The organism is Bacillus testis (genome assembly GCF_001243895.1).
GTDB lineage: Bacteria > Bacillota > Bacilli > Bacillales > DSM-1321 > Bacillus_AD > Bacillus_AD testis.
In genome coordinates, this window is sequence record NZ_LN851186.1 from 2,923,952 (window position 1) to 2,941,021 (window position 17,070).

Genomic DNA, 17,070 nt, shown 5'->3' on the forward strand with positions numbered 1-17,070 from the left:
TTATTCTCCTTTGAAGGCACGCTTCATTTTAGCAAAAAAGCCGTCTTCCTGTTCGTCATATGCTTCTCCGCTAAGTTCGGCATATTCACGAAGCAGTTGTTTTTGTTTGTCGGTCAATTTTTTCGGTGTTACCAATTTGACAATGACATGCTGGTCCCCTTGGCCATAACCTCTTACGTTCGGAACCCCTTTTCCTCTCAAACGGAATCTTGTGCCGGTTTGAGTGCCTGCAGGAATTTTCAAAGATACCTTCCCATGTAATGTAGGTACTTCGATTTCATCGCCAAGCGCAGCCTGAACAAATGTCAACGGCACCTCACAATAGATATCGTCGCCGTCACGTTCAAAGAATTCATGTGTTTTCACATGGAATACAACGAATAAATCCCCTGCCGGACCGCCATTGATACCTGGTTCTCCTTGACCTGAGACGCGCAATTGCTGACCATCATCGATACCGGCCGGCACTTTAATGGAGATTTTTTTTCTTTTCTTCACTTTGCCTGTACCGCCGCATGTAGAACATTTATTTGGAATGATTTTACCTGTTCCGTGGCAATGTTTACATGTAGTTCTATTTACGATGCGGCCAAATGGCGTATTTTGCTCGATATTGATTTCTCCGCTTCCGTTACAGTAAGAACATGTTTCAGCCTTCGTACCAGGTTTCGCACCGGTACCATGGCATGTATCGCATTCTTCCTCCCGCGGGATTTCAATCGTTGTCTCTTTGCCGAATACCGCATCCTCAAAGGAAATGGACATTGTGTATTGAAGGTCGGCTCCTTGGCGAGGCGCGTTCGGATCACGTCTTCTTCCTCCACCGCCGCCAAAGAATGTACTGAAGATATCTTCAAAACCGCCAAAGCCGCCGCCGCTGAAACCGCCGCCGCCAAAACCTTGGTTTGGATCCGTATGGCCGAATTGATCATATTGCGCTCTCTTCTGATCATCGCTCAATACTTCATAAGCTTCCTTGATTTCTTTGAATTTATCTGCAGCATCTTCCGCCTTATTAATATCCGGATGGTATTTTTTAGAAAGTTTACGATATGCTTTTTTTATCTCATCTTTAGAAGCTGTTTTGCTGACGCCCAACACTTCATAATAGTCTCTTTTACTCATAAGCTTTCAACTCCCGCTTCTTCACATAAATGTTATTTTATCATTTTGTCCTTACGGGTTGCAATATGAATTGCAATCCGCCTATCTTCCCCGGACTATTGCCAATCAATAAGAACTTGAAAAAAGTCAAAGCCCCTTATCATGACTTTGACTTTTTTCTGTTCTCTCTATTTTGTTCTTAGCAATGCAGATTATTTTTTATCTTTGTCGTCCACTTCAGTGAACTCAGCATCGACTACATTGTCATCCTCATTTTGAGGTTGGCCGTCTGCACCTTGTGCCGCTTGTTGAGCTTTAGCAGCTTCTTCATACAATTTCACTGTCAAGTTCTGTACAATCTCGTTCAATGCATCTTTCTTTGTACGGATTTCTTCCAGTTCGTTTTTCTCGATTGCTTCTTTAAGTGCTTCTTTGGCTTCGTTTGCTTTTTCCACTTCTGAAGCATCTACTTTGCCTTCTAGCTCTTTCAATGTTTTTTCAGTTGCGAAAACCAATTGATCCGCTTCGTTGCGAAGGTCAACTTCTTCCTTGCGTTTCTTATCGGCTTCGGCATTTTCTTCTGCTTCACGAACCATACGGTCGATCTCTTCGTCTGAAAGACCTGAAGAAGATTTAATTGTAATAGCTTGTTCTTTATTAGTGCCCAAATCTTTCGCACGAACGTTTACAATACCGTTTTTATCGATATCAAATGATACTTCAATTTGCGGAATGCCTCGTGGTGCAGGCGGAATATCAGTTAATTGGAAACGGCCCAATGTCTTGTTATCCGCAGCCATTTGGCGCTCCCCTTGAAGAACATGGATATCAACCGCTGTTTGGTTGTCTGCAGCAGTAGAGAATACTTGCGATTGACTTGTTGGGATTGTTGTATTGCGGTCGATCAATTTAGTGAATACACCGCCCATTGTTTCAATACCAAGTGATAAAGGTGTTACGTCAAGAAGGACAACATCTTTCACGTCCCCTGTCAACACGCCGCCTTGGATAGCCGCTCCCATCGCAACCACTTCATCAGGGTTTACACCTTTATGAGGTTCTTGGCCTGTTTCCTTGCGAACAGCTTCCTGTACAGCAGGAATACGTGTTGAACCACCGACAAGGATGATCTTATCAAGTTCAGATGTGCTTAAGCCAGCGTCTTTAAGAGCTTGGCGAACAGGTCCCATTGTACGTTCGATTAAGCCTTGAGACAGTTCTTCAAATTTAGCTCTGGATAAATTAACTTCCAAATGCAACGGACCAGCTTCACCAGCAGTGATGAATGGTAGTGAGATTTGAGTTGAAGTTACGCCAGATAGGTCTTTCTTCGCTTTTTCAGCCGCATCTTTCAAACGTTGAAGCGCCATTTTATCTTTTGAAAGGTCAATGCCATTTTCTTTTTTGAATTGTTCTACCAAGTAATCAATGATGACTTTATCGAAGTCATCACCGCCAAGGCGGTTATCTCCGGCTGTCGCTTTTACTTCGAACACGCCGTCGCCCAACTCAAGGATGGATACGTCGAATGTACCGCCGCCAAGGTCGAATACTAGGATTGTTTGGTCTTCATCTGTTTTGTCCATACCGTATGCCAATGCAGCTGCAGTCGGTTCGTTGATGATCCGTTCTACTTCCAATCCAGCGATTTGTCCAGCATCTTTAGTAGCTTGGCGTTCAGCATCATTGAAGTAAGCTGGTACAGTGATAACAGCTTTAGATACTTTTTCGCCAAGATATTCTTCTGCATATCCTTTAAGGTGCTGTAAGATGATGGCCGAAATTTCTTGAGGTGAATAGTCTTTGCCCTCAATATTTACTTTGTAATCTGTACCCATATGGCGTTTGATAGAAGAAATCGTGTTTGGGTTTGTGATTGCCTGGCGTTTAGCCACTTCCCCTACTTGTCTTTCTCCATTTTTGAACGCAACCACAGAAGGAGTTGTACGGTTACCTTCCGGATTTGGGATAACTTTCGCTTCTCCGCCTTCCAAAACTGACACGCATGAGTTAGTTGTACCTAAGTCAATACCGATGATTTTACTCATTTTTTATTTACCTCCCATTAAAAATATGTAGTTCTTCTTTTATTGGTTTACTTTAACCATGGATGGTCTTAGGACCCTGTCTTTCAGCATATACCCTTTTTGCAGTTCTTCAACTACTGTATTCGGGGCAGCATCCTCTTCATTCACCTGCATGACTGCCTGATGAAGGTTCGGATCAAATTCTTTGCCGACAGCTTCAATAGGTTCAACGCCCTCTTGCTTCAAGGCATTGACAATTCCTCTATATACCATATCGAGGCCTTGAAGAATGCTGGCTGCTTCCTCATTAGCTGTTTGGACAGATAAAGCCCGTTCGAAATTATCCAATGATTGCAGCAATTCTGCCGCAAGGCTTTGGACACGATATTTTCGAGCTGCTTCCAAGTCAAGTTTCGCCCTTCTTCTGGCGTTATCAAAATCAGCCTGCAGGCGAAGATAACGATTTTCCATTTCTTCAGCCTTAGCTGTCAATTCTTTAATAGTTTTATTCGCTTCATCCAACTGTTGTTGCAGTGTTTCCTGATCAACAGGCTGCTCAGTTTCGTTATCAACATTTTTTTCTTCGCCTTCAGCAAAGATTTCTTCGACCTGCCCATTGTCAGCTGTTTCTTCTTGAAGCTTTTCTTTCTTTTCTTTTGACATGGTGCTCACCTCCCTATAACACTTAAAAAGTCTATATAGATATAAAATGAACAGATGTAGAGGGGTGATTGCTCACCCTTTAATCAATATCTCCACTTCTATTCTTTTTGATACAACTTAGTCAGAGCCGTGGAAAAATCGCGTGAAAACGACTCAAGCAATGAAATGACATGAGAATAATTCATTCGAGTCGGCCCCAGGATCGCAACGCTTCCCACTTGGCTATTCGCAATGGAATAAGTCGCTGTAATCAAACTGCAATTCTCCATGGCAGGGGCTTTATTTTCACTGCCTATTTTTACGGAGATGCCTGCCGGGTTTTCTACAAGCAACCGATACAGTTCTTTCTCATGTTCGATCATTCCCATGAGCATACGGACTTTCTCGATGTCGTGGAATTCCGGCTGGCTCAGCATATTCGTTTTTCCGCCAAAGAAAATTTTCTCTTCGGGGGCGATGCTCAATGCTTTGTCCAGCAATCTTAATATATGGTCATACTCATTCACATGCTTAGCGAATAGTCGGGCTACTTCATTCTTAATTTTATTTGTCAATTCGACGATTGGTACGCCGACTAGTTGATCGTTCAAGATATTCACAATCTTCTCGATCTGGCTGCCATCTATATGCGGCGGCAGGGCAATCAATTTATTCTCTACATGTCCTGAATCTGTAACGATTAAAGCAACAGCTGTTTCTTTATTCAACGGGACAAGGGATATTTTTTTCAGCTTGGTATCCAGTACTTTCGGTCCCAAGACAATCGCTGTGTAGTTGGTGATTTCCGACAGGATTTGGGCCGATTTTTGGACGAGCTGCTCCAATTCATCTATCCGGTCCGCAAATATGCTGTTGATACGTTGCAACTCCTCACTTCGAACCAACTGAGGTGTCAAAAGATGATCGACATAGTAGCGATATCCTTTTTCAGAAGGGACCCTGCCCGAAGAGGTATGGGTCTTCTCAATAAAGCCCAATTCCTCGAGGTCAGCCATATCATTTCGGATTGTTGCAGAGCTGAATGTGATTTCACTCTTTTTTGATAGGCTTCTGGAACCAACTGGCTGTGCCGATTGGATAAAGTCATCTACAATAACTTGGAGAATCAACAATTGTCGTTCTGTTAGCATGTATGATCACCTCTGTTAGCACTCTTAATCATCGAGTGCTAAATCTACTTAATAAGTTATCAAAATGAACTTCGATTGTCAACGGTTTTACCCGATTCCAATGAACGATTGAAAGACTTCATTGCCAAGCAATTTCCCTTCCCTTGTCAGTTGGAGAAAGCCTTTATGGAACTGCACTAATCCGCGCCGAAGCATGTCATCGATCTGTTCGTGGAATACCTCCTGCATCTCCCTTCCATATCGTTCCAGAAAGACTTGTTCCGATACCCCTTGCGCTTTTCTCAACCCAAGGAACATTTCTTCTTCCATTTGTTCATTCAGCGGCACAGAGTGCACTTCCAGCCGCGGAAGCTCATTGTTCGCCAAAGGTGTCATGTATTTTTTCAAAGGGCCGTGATTGGCTACTCTATCTCCTGCAATATACCCATGTGCCCCGGCTCCAAACCCATAATAATAATCATTATTCCAATAAGTTAGGTTATGCTTGCTCTCATATCCACTTACGGCGAAATTACTGATTTCGTATTGATGATGCCCATGCTTCTCCATTTCATCCATCAACATTTCGTACATTTCTGCTTCCGTATCCTGTGTGGGCAAATGCAGGGCATCTTTTTGCAGCAGATTATAAAAAATTGTCTTCGGCTCCACGATCAGTGAATAACTGGAATAGTGGGGCAACTCTAATTCGAAGGCCTTATCCAGGGATTCTTTAAAATCTTCCTTTGTTTGTTGCGGCAAGCCATACATCAAGTCGATGGTAATGTTGTCAAAACAAGCTTTCCGTGCTTTCGAGATGGAGTCATACACCTCGCTTACCTGGTGGGTGCGGCCAATTACTTTCAGCAGTTTTTCCTGGAAAGATTGGACACCGAATGAGATTCTGTTTACTCCATACTCTTTCAGTACCTTCATCTTCTCGAGCGATAAATCGCCTGGGTTTGCTTCAAATGTATATTCAACTGAGGATCGATTGAAAGGCAGGGTTTCTTCAATACTTTCGCACAAATAGGCTAATTGTTTTTCATTTAGTGAAGTGGGTGTCCCCCCTCCGACATAAATGGTATCGAGCGCTTGCGTCGGAACTTGTGCAAGCGTCAATTGCATCTCTTTTTTCAATAGCTCCAAATACTCGTCGACAGGCTGTCCCTTTAAAAACATTTTATTAAAATCACAATAATGACAAATATGTTCACAGAACGGAATATGAATATAAGCGCCTTTTATCATGTAACCAACTCCTTTTTCCATTTTATAAGTCTAAACGAAAACAAAAACGGTATACAAACGTAAAGCCTGCCCTCCCGGAACACGCTATGATTCCATGCATAAAAAAAGGCCAGTCAAGGACTCTCCTTACCGGCCTTCTTTTAACCTTATTTTTTTGAACCTGAATCATCCATCTTCAATACAGCCATGAATGCTTCCTGCGGCACTTCGACAGAACCGACTTGCTTCATCCGTTTCTTACCTTCTTTTTGCTTTTCAAGCAATTTCCGTTTACGGGAGATATCCCCTCCGTAACACTTGGCAAGAACGTTTTTACGCATAGCCTTGATAGTTGAACGCGCAATGATTTTCTGTCCGATGGCTGCCTGGATTGGAACCTCGAATTGTTGTCTTGGAATTAGATCTCTCAGTTTATCGACAATCACTTTGCCCCGTTCGTAGGCAAAATCCCTGTGAACGATAAAACTCAAGGCATCGACTGTTTCACCATTCAATAATATATCCATTTTAACTAGCTTGGACGGCTTATAGCCGATCAATTCATAGTCAAAGGAGGCATATCCTTTGGTAGACGATTTCAATTGATCGAAAAAGTCATAGACGATTTCTGATAAAGGCATTTCATAAACAATGCTTACCCTTGTCTCATCCAAGTACTGCATATCGATAAAAATGCCTCGTTTTTGCTGGCATAGCTCCATAATAGCTCCAACATAATCGTTTGGCGCCATCATCGTTGCTTTCACATACGGTTCTTCCACTGCCTCAATCTTCTGCGGGTCAGGCATATTGGTAGGGTTATCGACAACCACTTTCTCGCCGTCCGTCAGATTTACATTATAGATAACGCTCGGTGCGGTCGTAATCAAATCGATTTTGAATTCACGTTCAATCCGCTCCTGAATAATCTCCATATGAAGCAATCCAAGGAATCCGCATCGGAAACCAAATCCAAGTGCCTGTGATGTTTCCGGCTCGAATTGTAGAGCTGAATCGTTCAGCTGCAACTTCTCCAGTGCTTCACGAAGGTCATTGAAACGAGCTGAATCAATTGGATACAATCCGCAATAAACCATCGGATTCAGCTTACGATATCCAGGAAGCGGTTCGGTTGCTCCATTTTTCGCATTGGTAATGGTATCCCCGACGCGTGTATCCCCAACATTTTTGATTGCAGCTGTCAGGAAGCCGACATCTCCGACGTTCAATTCATCCACGATTGTGGACTTAGGTGTGAACACACCCACTTCGATTACTTCGAATTCTTTCCCTGTTGCCATCATCTTAATCTTGTCGCCAGCCTTGATGCTTCCATCCACTACACGGATATATGCGACCACTCCGCGATAGGCATCATAGAGGGAATCAAAAATCAAGGCCTTCAGCGGGGCATCCGGGTCTCCCTCCGGAGGCGGCACTTGCAGCACAACCTGCTCCAAAATATCTTCAATCCCGATTCCTGCCTTAGCAGAGGCAAGGACAGCATCCGAGGCATCAAGGCCGATCACTTCCTCAATTTCATTGCGGACTCTTTCGGGGTCAGCACTCGGCAAGTCGATCTTATTGATGACCGGAAGGATTTCCAGGTCATTATCAAGGGCCAAGTACACGTTTGCCAGCGTCTGAGCCTCAATCCCTTGAGCGGCGTCCACTACTAGCACGGCCCCTTCACAGGCTGCCAGGCTTCGTGAAACTTCATATGTGAAATCGACATGTCCCGGTGTATCAATCAAGTGGAAGATATACTCTTCACCGTCTGCTGCTTTGTATTTCAATTGTACCGAATTCAGTTTGATGGTAATGCCTCGTTCTCTTTCAAGATCCATCGAATCCAACAGCTGCGCTTTCATCTCACGCTGGGCCAGGGCATTCGTCTTTTCAAGGATACGGTCGGCTAATGTAGATTTCCCATGATCAATATGGGCGATTATGGAGAAATTACGGATTTTCGATTGTCGTTTTAATTTTTCTTCTCTATTCATTCATTTCACTCCTGTAAGTCGACACAAATACACTATTTTTCATTATAGCAATGAAAAAAGCAAGTTTCAATATAATGTTAAAAGCGCCCCTGGCCAGAAAGGGTGGTTAAACCAAATAAAAACAGCCTCACTAGCCGCAAGACTGTCTGTCGATCTTTTATGCCATTCTAACTGGCGCTTGATGTTCCACTTCAACACGGGAGTGAAAACAAAGAAGGGTCAGCAGGAGATCAAGCGCCCGTAAAAATCCGACTGGTTTAACTTATAATCGGCGGGAGATCATGCATCCCCCGCCGATTAAAGTTTCACTTTATTCAGGAACGATGAAGTCGATGATCCGCGTGGTCAATTCCTTTGTGCCCTCTGTCGCTTTTTTGCCTAAGGATGAGAAAGCATTGAAAGCTTTCATTTCCTCAAGTTTCTTCTTCTTATCTTCCAAATCGTGGGAATCAACCTGCTTACCGAACAGTTCAGGCTTTAGAACCCCTTCCTCATTTCTGATCTGGGCAGCCTGTCGCAATGACGGATCATCGTATCCTCTCATATTGACTAAACCTGTATTCGCTTTTTGCATACCTAGAACCACACCTACGAAAAAAAGCAGAAGCAGGCAGAAGCAAGTAAGAAAAAAACGGAACATCTTTTTCACCCTCCTTTCAAGTTAAGTCGATTCTAACTGGCGCCAAGACTTCAGCTCCCCAGAAAAAGCTGGAGTTTGAGCGACAGTAATGATCAGTTTAGGAATGAAAGCCCCACCGTTCATTTATCCTATTACCTATTCTATGAACGGAAACAGAAAGATAGAATCCCATCTGATGATAGAACAGATTAAAAGAAACGCCCCTTACTGCTAACGGCTGTAAAAACCGGTGTTATCTTGGCTAACGGCTTCATGAAGCGCAGCATTCAGCCCGTTCGCCAGTAAATTAGCCATATCTTTCACAAAAACATCCACTTCCTTTGGCGTCACCATGAGGTTATGGCCAAGAGGCGAAAGCACCTCTTGGATGAATTTCCTTTTTTCTTCATCCGATAAAGTACCGACGATGCCAAGGAACGCCTTCCTTTCTTCATTCCCCGGCAAATCTTCATCCGTCAACACTTTCTTCTCGCCGAAATTCATGCCTGCCGGCGCAAGGGAGCGGGACGGACGATTTCCTTCTTTCAATTCTTTCCCAAAATGCTTCAATATATAATCGATGGTATCGGCAGTGATGGTCACTGCATCGACAACGGTCGGAATGCCGATTGACAGAACCGGGATCCCGAGTGTTTGATAACTCAGCTCTTTCCGCTTGTTGCCGACTCCCGAACCTGGATGGATGCCGGTATCGGAAATCTGAATGGTGGCATTGACCCGGTCCAACGAACGCGCAGCCAATGCGTCAACAGCAATTACAAAATCCGGTTTCACTTTATCGATGACCCCGGCGATAATATCGCTTGTTTCCACACCTGTCACTCCCATTACTCCTGGTGTAATGGCTGCGACAGAGCGGAAACCCTCGCCGACGGATTCAGGTTGGAGCGAAAACAAATGACGGGTTATGATCAAATTTTCTACAACCCATGGACCGAGGGCGTCCGGCGTAACATGTTCATTGCCCAGGCCGACAACCAATACAGAACTATCCTTGGAAATAGCAAGAGCGTCCAAAAAATATGCAAATTCATCCGCAAAAATCCTTTCGACGCGCATCTGGGTTTCACTGTCTCCCGAACGGATACCCTGCACTTCAATCGTCGTATATGTTCCGGCCTTTTTGCCGATTTGGCGGGCCCCCTCTTCAGTGATTTGTATCAGCGATACTTTTATATCATCCACATTTTTTTCTTTGATGATGACGCCTTCTATATTTGACTGGTCTTTTTCACCGGCGGCGGTTTTTTTCTGTTCTGTCAATTCTTTTGCTTCAATCGCGAGATCGGTGCGTACTTGGTAATGGCTCAGATCTAATGGCTCACTCATCTTTCTTTCCTCCGTTTAATGTATGTTTATGGCCCTATTTTCTCCAAGTTTTCACATTTAATCCGAAAAACGGCGATAATTTATAGCAAATATTGATAAAAATCCTTTTACATTCGAGGTATCCATGGTGTACAATCATTATTAGTATTGCAATATAAAAGTCACTCTGTTAAAATGATTTTTGTTGCTTAACTAATGAATTTGAAATGTCGAGTTCATATATCTCGATTCCTGATATAGGAGGTGACACCGGAATGCCAAACATTAAATCTGCTATCAAACGTGTTAAAACTGCTGAGCTAAGAAGAGCTAACAACATTACTGCTAAATCTTCTATGCGTACTGCTGTAAAAAACGCTGAAGCTGCAATTGCAAACAATGATGAAAATTCAAAAGATGCTCTATTAGCAGCTGTAAGAAAGTTGGACAAAGCTGCTTCTAAAGGAATTATCCATAAAAACGCGGCTGCCCGCAAAAAGTCTCGCTTAACTAAAAGACTAAACAGCCTTAACGCATAATAAAAACGATCCTCAGGGTCGTTTTTTACTGCCATAGCTAAGCACGACAAAAGACCCCTTCTAACGATGGGGTCTTTTTTGTATGTCCGTGGTTTACCGTTTACCTCTGCCTTGTCTGTCCGCCAATCTGAAGGATAATCAATTCAAGGAGCAAGGCCTTGTCCATCTGGCCCGTTTTCATTTTATAATCAGCGTCTGCAATGGTATTGAGGACACGCATTAATTCGATTTGTGAAAATCCGCGCGCCTTATCAATTGCCAATTTCACTCGGAAAGGATGGACCTTTAGGTAGGATGCGATTTTTTGCTGGCCATACCCTTTTCCTGCCATCTCTTTCGATACATACATAATCCGAATTTGCGAAGCCATCAATGCAAGGATTTTGATAGGTTCTTCTTTTTGTCTAAGCAAAGCCTGCAACAATTCAATAGCCTGTCCGACCCGCCGATTCATAATATAATCGACTAATGTCAATACTGTCTGTTCGAGTGACTTGGAGGCAAGCGCTTCGACTGTCTGAACCGTAATAACCCCTTCATCCTTAGCGTAGAACGCCATCTTTTGCAATTCATTGGACAGCAGCAGAAGATTATGGCCTGATATTTCTATCAATGAACGGACAGCTTCATCTTCTATGTCCACACCAAAAGAATTTGCCTGTTGAACTGCCCATGCATGCAATTCCTGTTCCTTCAACCGATTAGCTTCTATGACAGTCGCTTTCCGTTTAAGTTCTTTTGTTATCTTTTTACGTTCGTCCAATTTTTCATAGGGGGCAGCTATGACCATAATAGAAAAAGGAGATGGGTTGTCCACGTAGTCGAGCAATGCCTGAAGATTATGGGATACCTTTTCTTTTCCTTTTTCAGCAGTCAAAAACAACGGGTTATGTATCAGGATCAGCTTGCGTTCACCCATAAACGGAAAAGTTTCCGCTTCCTCAACAGCCAATTGTACCGGTGTCTCTTCCATATCGAAAGAGGAGACATTGAATTCCAGCTCCTCCCCATTCAAAGCATGTTCTTTCAACTTAACAATTGTTTCCTGGCTTATAAAACTTTCCGGCCCATATATTACATACAAAGATGCAAATTGCTTCTTCGCTATTTGTTTCCATACATCTAAAACCACAAAATCGCCTCATTTTTACCTTTAGTACCATAATCGTAGCGATGATTGTCCATTTTATCAAGAGAAACCGGCCGTGCTGATCAGAAAAAGGAAGTGGAAAGGGGCTTTAAGCCCCTTCATCTATGTGAACGCAGAACGATAAACCCCCGGGTGCTTATGTTTTCTGCGGTAGTGCGCTTCTTTGCTGTTTATCATCTTGTACTTATAGAGTAGCCTTTTAATAACAAACTATTTGTGACAACTCTTACTAGTAGTGGTAATCACTCAGCTGCCATATGGATTTTTTTGGAACAATCCCTTATACTTAGTAAGAAAAAGGAGGGAATGGGAAATGAATACATTTGAAAAAGACGTCCAATCCAAACGCAATGATCTTATAGATTCAGGTGTCGGCTTTATCGTATCCTTCGGCTTCTTTGCCACCATGTTCATTATCGCCACCGTAATCCAGTACGTCGGATCCTGATCGTACATAGACCTTCCACTCTCCTGGGAGGTCGTTTTTTTATGTTTCCGCCAGTCCATTCAAGTCCAAGCAAGATGGATCCTGTTACTAATGATAAGTATGAAGCGTTGCTCGGTGGAGAAATCATTTCGGCCAGCCATTCGTTGAACCAATCTGAATCCCCCTTCAACTTTGCTTATGTTTACATTTCTCCGCTTCCACTCTCGTTTGCAAGCAAGAGCTTTAGCCAATGAAACGTGGATGGTTAAATTAGCTTCCAGGGTCCCTCTCTTTACATGGATATTCTATGGCAGCATGACAGAAAAGGTTCCTTTATGTCCTTGCCGGTATTTATACATTATAGAGCCCTGAAGATCACTTCGGTAAATTTGTATATGTCTTTTCTCTATAAGTTCAAGGACTTGGGCGTGCGGATGGCCATAGCGATTCTTTTTGCCGGCAGAAATCCAGGCGGCTTTCGGGGCAATACGATCGAGGAAATGGGCTGATGAAGATGTTTTGCTGCCATGATGCCCCACTTTCAAAACATCCGCCTGCAAATCCGGATAACGCTTGAGCAAAGCTTCCTCTCCCTTTTCGCCTAAATCCCCAGTGAATAACCAGCTAATTCCGTTGATTTTTGCCCAAATGACAAGCGAGGTATCGTTAGAATTGCCTTCGTACGCATCAGGATGCAATACCTGAAAAAGATCCTTGCCTTTATTCCAACCATCTCCGTCCCGAACAAGCCTTATCGGAACCTTTTTTTTCGTCGCCGCTTTCCAGGCATCACTATCCATAAACCTATCCGCCAATGCTTCCGCAATTACAATTTCTTTTATATCCAGTTCTTCTATCACTGCTCTTGCCCCGCCGATATGGTCTTCATCGTCATGAGTCAAAATCAAGGCATCCAGTTTACGGATGCCTTTGCTGTTGAGGAAAGGAACCACGAGATCACGTCCAGGCTCAAAACTCTTTCTTTTCTCCTGCCATGCCTCTTGTCCAAAAGGCAGGATGCCACCTGTATCAATTAAGTAAACGCCATCGCCATGCGGCCTTTTAATCAAAATACTGTCCCCCTGCCCGACATCAATCACCGTAATTTCTCCCCATGGAGAAATATGCACGCTGCCATACAAACTGAACAGCATACAGGCGACAGCGCCCCCGCTTGCCATGACTTGTTTCCACTTCCTTTTTTCCCAGCCAATAAACAGAGCAACTATAGCAGCCGCCAGTACGAATATAAACAGCCGTCCGGGTTTTGCGAATGCCATCTGAATAAGCGGGGCTTCACTTAGGAATAACGCTGCTTTATTACTCAGTACAAAGCTTTTTTCGATAAGGAAAAGGACCTGGGATAAAAAAGGGCCATGTAGCAAAGAGAGAAAAAAAGCAAGAAACGTAAAAGGCAGCAGGTAAAACGTATAGAGAGGGATATAAACCATATTCCAAATAAATCCCCACAAAGAGAGGCTTTGGAAATAATAAAGCAAAATAGGAAGAGAAGATAATTGGCAGATAAGCGTGACCAAGAAGGTTTGCACCCATTTTGACGAGGTTCTTAAAGATTGCAAAAGGAGATGGCTCATCAACAGAGAAAAAGTGATGAAAAAGGATAATTGAAACCCCACCTGCACCATGGCAAACGGGTCGACAAAGACGTAGATCAAGAAAAGCGTTCCTAATACAGTAATCGCTGACCACCTGGCCTTTAAAAGAGAGAGCAGCAAAAATAACATGACCATAATACATGCTCTCATCACGGAAGGAGCTCCCCCTGCCAAGATGCCGTAAACGGGCATCAAAGCAATCAACAGAATTTGCACCGTTTCCCGTGCAAATCCGCACCGGATGGCCACATAGAAAAAAGCAGCCGACAGAATGGTCACATGCATGCCAGATATCGCTAAAATATGGACAAGGGACAGTCTTTGATAGGCAGTATAGGTATTGTCGTCAATCCAGCTGCTTTCGCCAAAAATAAGGGCTGCAGCAAATCCACGGGACTCTTCGGGAAAAACAGCGTCAATATGCTTAAGCCCCTGCAAACGGATATTCTTAATGAGTTGAGGAATGGTTTTTTTATGGGGTGTACATGATTGCAGCGGAAAAGCATCACTTTTTAATATCCAATTAATCCCCTGCATTTGAAGATAAAATTGATAATTAAAGCCGTTTTGGTTGCGGTTCTTTTCAGGGGCCTCCAAGGTTCCCTTTATATTGCATTGGAGGCCAAGGGCATAGGCAGCTTGCATTTCTTTCTTTTCTTGTTCTGAACGGAAATGATAGCGCAGTATTACTTTTTCTTTTCCCAGGAGAGCTACCGTTTGGAAAGAGTAGCCATCGATATCTGGAAGATCTGTCAGCAGGACGCTGACATTTCCCTCTCCTTCCGCCAGGGAAGTTTTTTGGAAATAAGCATGCAGATACGTAGAGGAAAGAAATAGATAAAAAGAACATAAAAGAATAAGAAAACCTTTTGTTCTTGGCGCCCATACAGCCAATAGGAGAAAAAGGGCTGTTACCCAAAGAGGGAGAGAGGGGAAAAAGAAGGCCGCTACGCCTAAAATAGCTCCAGCGGCCACATACATGATCATCAATAAATCACCTCTTTATCAAAAGAGCTTGTCAGCTTCTTCTTGAAGTCGATTGAGATAATCTTCATCGATATTGCTTTCTTTCAATGTTTCCAACAATCGGTTCACTAATTGCTTCTTCTCGGCCTCGGCAGGATCGACAGTAAACGGCTCATAAGGAACCTTTTTCAGCTTCACGCCCGATTGTTGGAAAAGTTCCAGCGCATACGGATGATTTTTATAATCCTGTGCGTAATAAACGGTTTTAATCCCAGCTTGTATCAAGCTTTTACAACATTGCAGGCACGGAAAATGAGTGACGTAGATTTCGGCGCCTTCTGAAGGCACGCCAAATTTGGCGCACTGCAGCAGCGCATTCATTTCAGCATGAATGGTTCTAACGCAGTGATTGTCAATTACGTAGCAGCCCTGGTCAATGCAATGGACGCCTCCGGCAATTGAACCATTATAGCCACCTGCAATGATTCGGTTATCCCGGACAATTGTCGCTCCTACTGTCAAGCGGGTGCATGTGCTCCGCAGAGCCAGTAAATGGCTTTGCGCCATAAAATATTGATCCCAGCTAATTCGTTCCATAATCGATCTCCTCTAGTACTGATCTTCTGTGAAAGGTCACCTGTCCATTTTACATGCTTTCAAACGAAAAAGGTAGGCACCCAATCTAGATGCTGAGTTGGTCTTTGATTTTCTCAAAGGTTTTATCCCCTATGCCAGCCACATTCTTCAAATCTTCAATCGATGTAAATGTTCCTTTCTCTTCTCTGTATTGAATAATCGCTTTTGCCTTGGAAGGGCCAATGCCTGTCAATTCCTGCAATTTTGTTTCATCCGCGCTGTTTATATTGATTTTCCCTTCGCCTTCCGCAGATCCGGCCGGCTTCGCTCCCTCGTTCCCTCCTGCCTGAATACTCGAAGCGACGTTATTTTCCCCGATTGCCGGTACGTAAATCAACATTTGGTCTTCCACCTTTTGCGCCAAATTAACGCCGTTGCGGTCGGCATCTTTTCGGAAGCCACCCGCCTTGGCGATAATATCTAGAACTCTGTCATCTCCTTCAGCAATGCAAACACCGGGGGAATTGACCGCTCCTTTGACATCCACTTTCTTGATTGCTTCCTTCTCAGCTGCTACTGCCTCTTGCTTCTGAACGGGTATTTCCTCTTGCTTCTGAACGGGCATTTCCCCTTGCTTATTCCAAGGATCAGCCGCGCTATCCGGCTCAGGCTGGCCAAAAAACCAAAATGATCCCCCTGCAATCAGAGCAATTACTAACGATGCAGCCACCAGCACTTTTTTATCAATCTTGGATTTCAATGGGCATCATCTCCTTTCTTAAATGGTCTGCCTATTTTTAAAATCATCTCTTGATTCATATAAGCCCTCTTAAAGGCATAAGGTAAGAATATATGGGCAAGAAAGGGGGAGGAGTATATGAAAGTAGGAGTCATAGGGGTTGGGAATATGGGGGCCATATTAGCGGAAGCATTGCTTCAGTCAAAAGCCATTGCCGAAAAGGACCTTTGCATTATAAACCGTACTCATGATAAGGCTGCCGCCTTTCAAAACCTGCATCCCGATGTGATCATCTCTGAAAGTATCCGGGAACTTGTCATCGCAAGCAAAGTTATATTCGTATGTGTGAAACCAGGGGAGATGCTGCCTGTGTTTCTTGAAATAAAGAAGTGGTCAACAGAGGATCAAGGCGTCATTAGCATAACCAGCCCTATATCCATTGCTCAGATGGATTCAATCCTCTCATGCCATACCGCAAGATGGATTCCAAGCATCACCAACACAGCCCTATCAGGGGTATCGCTTCTTACTTTCGGAGCCGCAAGTACACCAGAATGGAAAAAAACCGTCAAAGACCTTGCAGGGGCCATCTCCGAAACAATCGAAATAGATAACAGCATTACCCGGGTTGCTTCTGACATTGTTTCCTGCGGTCCGGCTTTTTTCAGCTTTTTAGCCCAGCGTTTTATCGATGCGGCTGTAAAGGTAACAGCTGTTGATGCACAAACAGCGGGGATTTTGACAGAAAAGATGCTGATCGGTTTCGGGGATTTATTAAAGGGCGGCTATTATTCCTTGCCGACATTACAGGAAAAAGTATGCGTAAAAGGAGGCATCACAGGGGAAGGAATCAATGTCCTGGAGGAGAAGCTAGGCAATACGTTCGAAGACTTATTCAAGGCTACACACAGCAAGTTTCAAGAGGAGATCATCAAGATTGAAAAGCAATTCAATCTTGATGATTAGTCATTCG

The 17,070-nt window shown here is 43.6% G+C and carries 16 protein-coding genes; 4 read left to right on the plus strand and 12 right to left on the minus strand.

Going from position 1 to position 17,070, the window contains the following annotated elements:
• The 8 genes from dnaJ to gpr form a co-directional block, all read right to left on the minus strand.
• A complete protein-coding gene (gene dnaJ, locus BN1765_RS14620; protein WP_050615824.1) occupies positions 1-1,125 on the minus strand; it encodes a molecular chaperone DnaJ in 1,125 nt (374 codons plus the stop codon).
• Positions 1,126-1,316: 191 nt separating this feature from the next.
• The gene (dnaK, locus tag BN1765_RS14625) at positions 1,317-3,152 is read right to left on the minus strand and encodes a molecular chaperone DnaK (RefSeq protein ID WP_050615825.1); all 1,836 of its coding nucleotides are present in this window, start codon (positions 3,150-3,152) and stop codon (positions 1,317-1,319) included.
• 39 nt (positions 3,153-3,191) lie between these two features.
• Positions 3,192-3,794, minus strand: a complete 603-nt coding sequence (gene grpE, locus BN1765_RS14630; protein WP_050615826.1) for a nucleotide exchange factor GrpE — start codon at positions 3,792-3,794, stop codon at positions 3,192-3,194.
• A gap of 98 nt (positions 3,795-3,892) precedes the next feature.
• Positions 3,893-4,924: a heat-inducible transcriptional repressor HrcA gene (gene hrcA / locus BN1765_RS14635; protein WP_050615827.1), complete on the minus strand. Its 1,032-nt coding sequence runs from the start codon at positions 4,922-4,924 to the stop codon at positions 3,893-3,895.
• An 87-nt stretch (positions 4,925-5,011) separates the two neighbouring features.
• Positions 5,012-6,154, minus strand: coding sequence for a radical SAM family heme chaperone HemW (gene hemW, locus BN1765_RS14640; protein ID WP_050615828.1), 1,143 nt, complete (start codon positions 6,152-6,154; stop codon positions 5,012-5,014).
• A 146-nt stretch (positions 6,155-6,300) separates the two neighbouring features.
• Positions 6,301-8,136: a translation elongation factor 4 gene (lepA, locus tag BN1765_RS14645; RefSeq protein WP_050615829.1), complete on the minus strand. Its 1,836-nt coding sequence runs from the start codon at positions 8,134-8,136 to the stop codon at positions 6,301-6,303.
• Between the two features lie 310 nt (positions 8,137-8,446).
• A complete protein-coding gene (locus BN1765_RS14650; RefSeq protein ID WP_050615830.1) occupies positions 8,447-8,776 on the minus strand; it encodes a DUF3679 domain-containing protein in 330 nt (109 codons plus the stop codon).
• A gap of 210 nt (positions 8,777-8,986) precedes the next feature.
• Entirely contained in the window at positions 8,987-10,105 is a 1,119-nt protein-coding gene (gene gpr, locus BN1765_RS14655) for a GPR endopeptidase (protein ID WP_050615831.1), read from the minus strand.
• 254 nt (positions 10,106-10,359) lie between these two features.
• Between gpr and rpsT the strand changes: the two genes are divergently transcribed.
• Entirely contained in the window at positions 10,360-10,623 is a 264-nt protein-coding gene (gene rpsT, locus BN1765_RS14660) for a 30S ribosomal protein S20 (RefSeq protein WP_050615832.1), read from the plus strand.
• Positions 10,624-10,723: 100 nt separating this feature from the next.
• Here rpsT and holA read toward each other — a convergent pair whose 3' ends face one another.
• A complete protein-coding gene (gene holA / locus BN1765_RS14665; protein WP_050615833.1) occupies positions 10,724-11,755 on the minus strand; it encodes a DNA polymerase III subunit delta in 1,032 nt (343 codons plus the stop codon).
• 331 nt (positions 11,756-12,086) lie between these two features.
• Here holA and BN1765_RS19365 point away from each other — a divergent pair, with 331 nt between their 5' ends.
• Entirely contained in the window at positions 12,087-12,221 is a 135-nt protein-coding gene (locus BN1765_RS19365) for a YqzM family protein (protein ID WP_069203038.1), read from the plus strand.
• 41 nt (positions 12,222-12,262) lie between these two features.
• A complete protein-coding gene (locus BN1765_RS14670; protein ID WP_050615834.1) occupies positions 12,263-12,454 on the plus strand; it encodes a hypothetical protein in 192 nt (63 codons plus the stop codon).
• Positions 12,455-12,505: 51 nt separating this feature from the next.
• Here the strand turns inward: BN1765_RS14670 and BN1765_RS14675 are convergent, their stop codons facing one another.
• The 3 genes from BN1765_RS14675 to BN1765_RS14685 form a co-directional block, all read right to left on the minus strand.
• Positions 12,506-14,803, minus strand: a complete 2,298-nt coding sequence (locus tag BN1765_RS14675) for a DNA internalization-related competence protein ComEC/Rec2 (protein WP_050615835.1) — start codon at positions 14,801-14,803, stop codon at positions 12,506-12,508.
• 18 nt (positions 14,804-14,821) lie between these two features.
• On the minus strand, positions 14,822-15,379 hold the full coding sequence (locus BN1765_RS14680; RefSeq protein ID WP_050615836.1) for a ComE operon protein 2: 558 nt from the start codon (positions 15,377-15,379) through the stop codon (positions 14,822-14,824).
• Between the two features lie 85 nt (positions 15,380-15,464).
• Positions 15,465-16,118, minus strand: a complete 654-nt coding sequence (locus BN1765_RS14685; protein WP_050615837.1) for a helix-hairpin-helix domain-containing protein — start codon at positions 16,116-16,118, stop codon at positions 15,465-15,467.
• 117 nt (positions 16,119-16,235) lie between these two features.
• Here BN1765_RS14685 and comER point away from each other — a divergent pair, with 117 nt between their 5' ends.
• Complete coding sequence (gene comER / locus BN1765_RS14690) at positions 16,236-17,063, plus strand: late competence protein ComER (RefSeq protein ID WP_050615838.1); 828 nt, start codon at positions 16,236-16,238, stop codon at positions 17,061-17,063.
• The last annotated feature ends 7 nt before the right edge of the window (positions 17,064-17,070 follow it).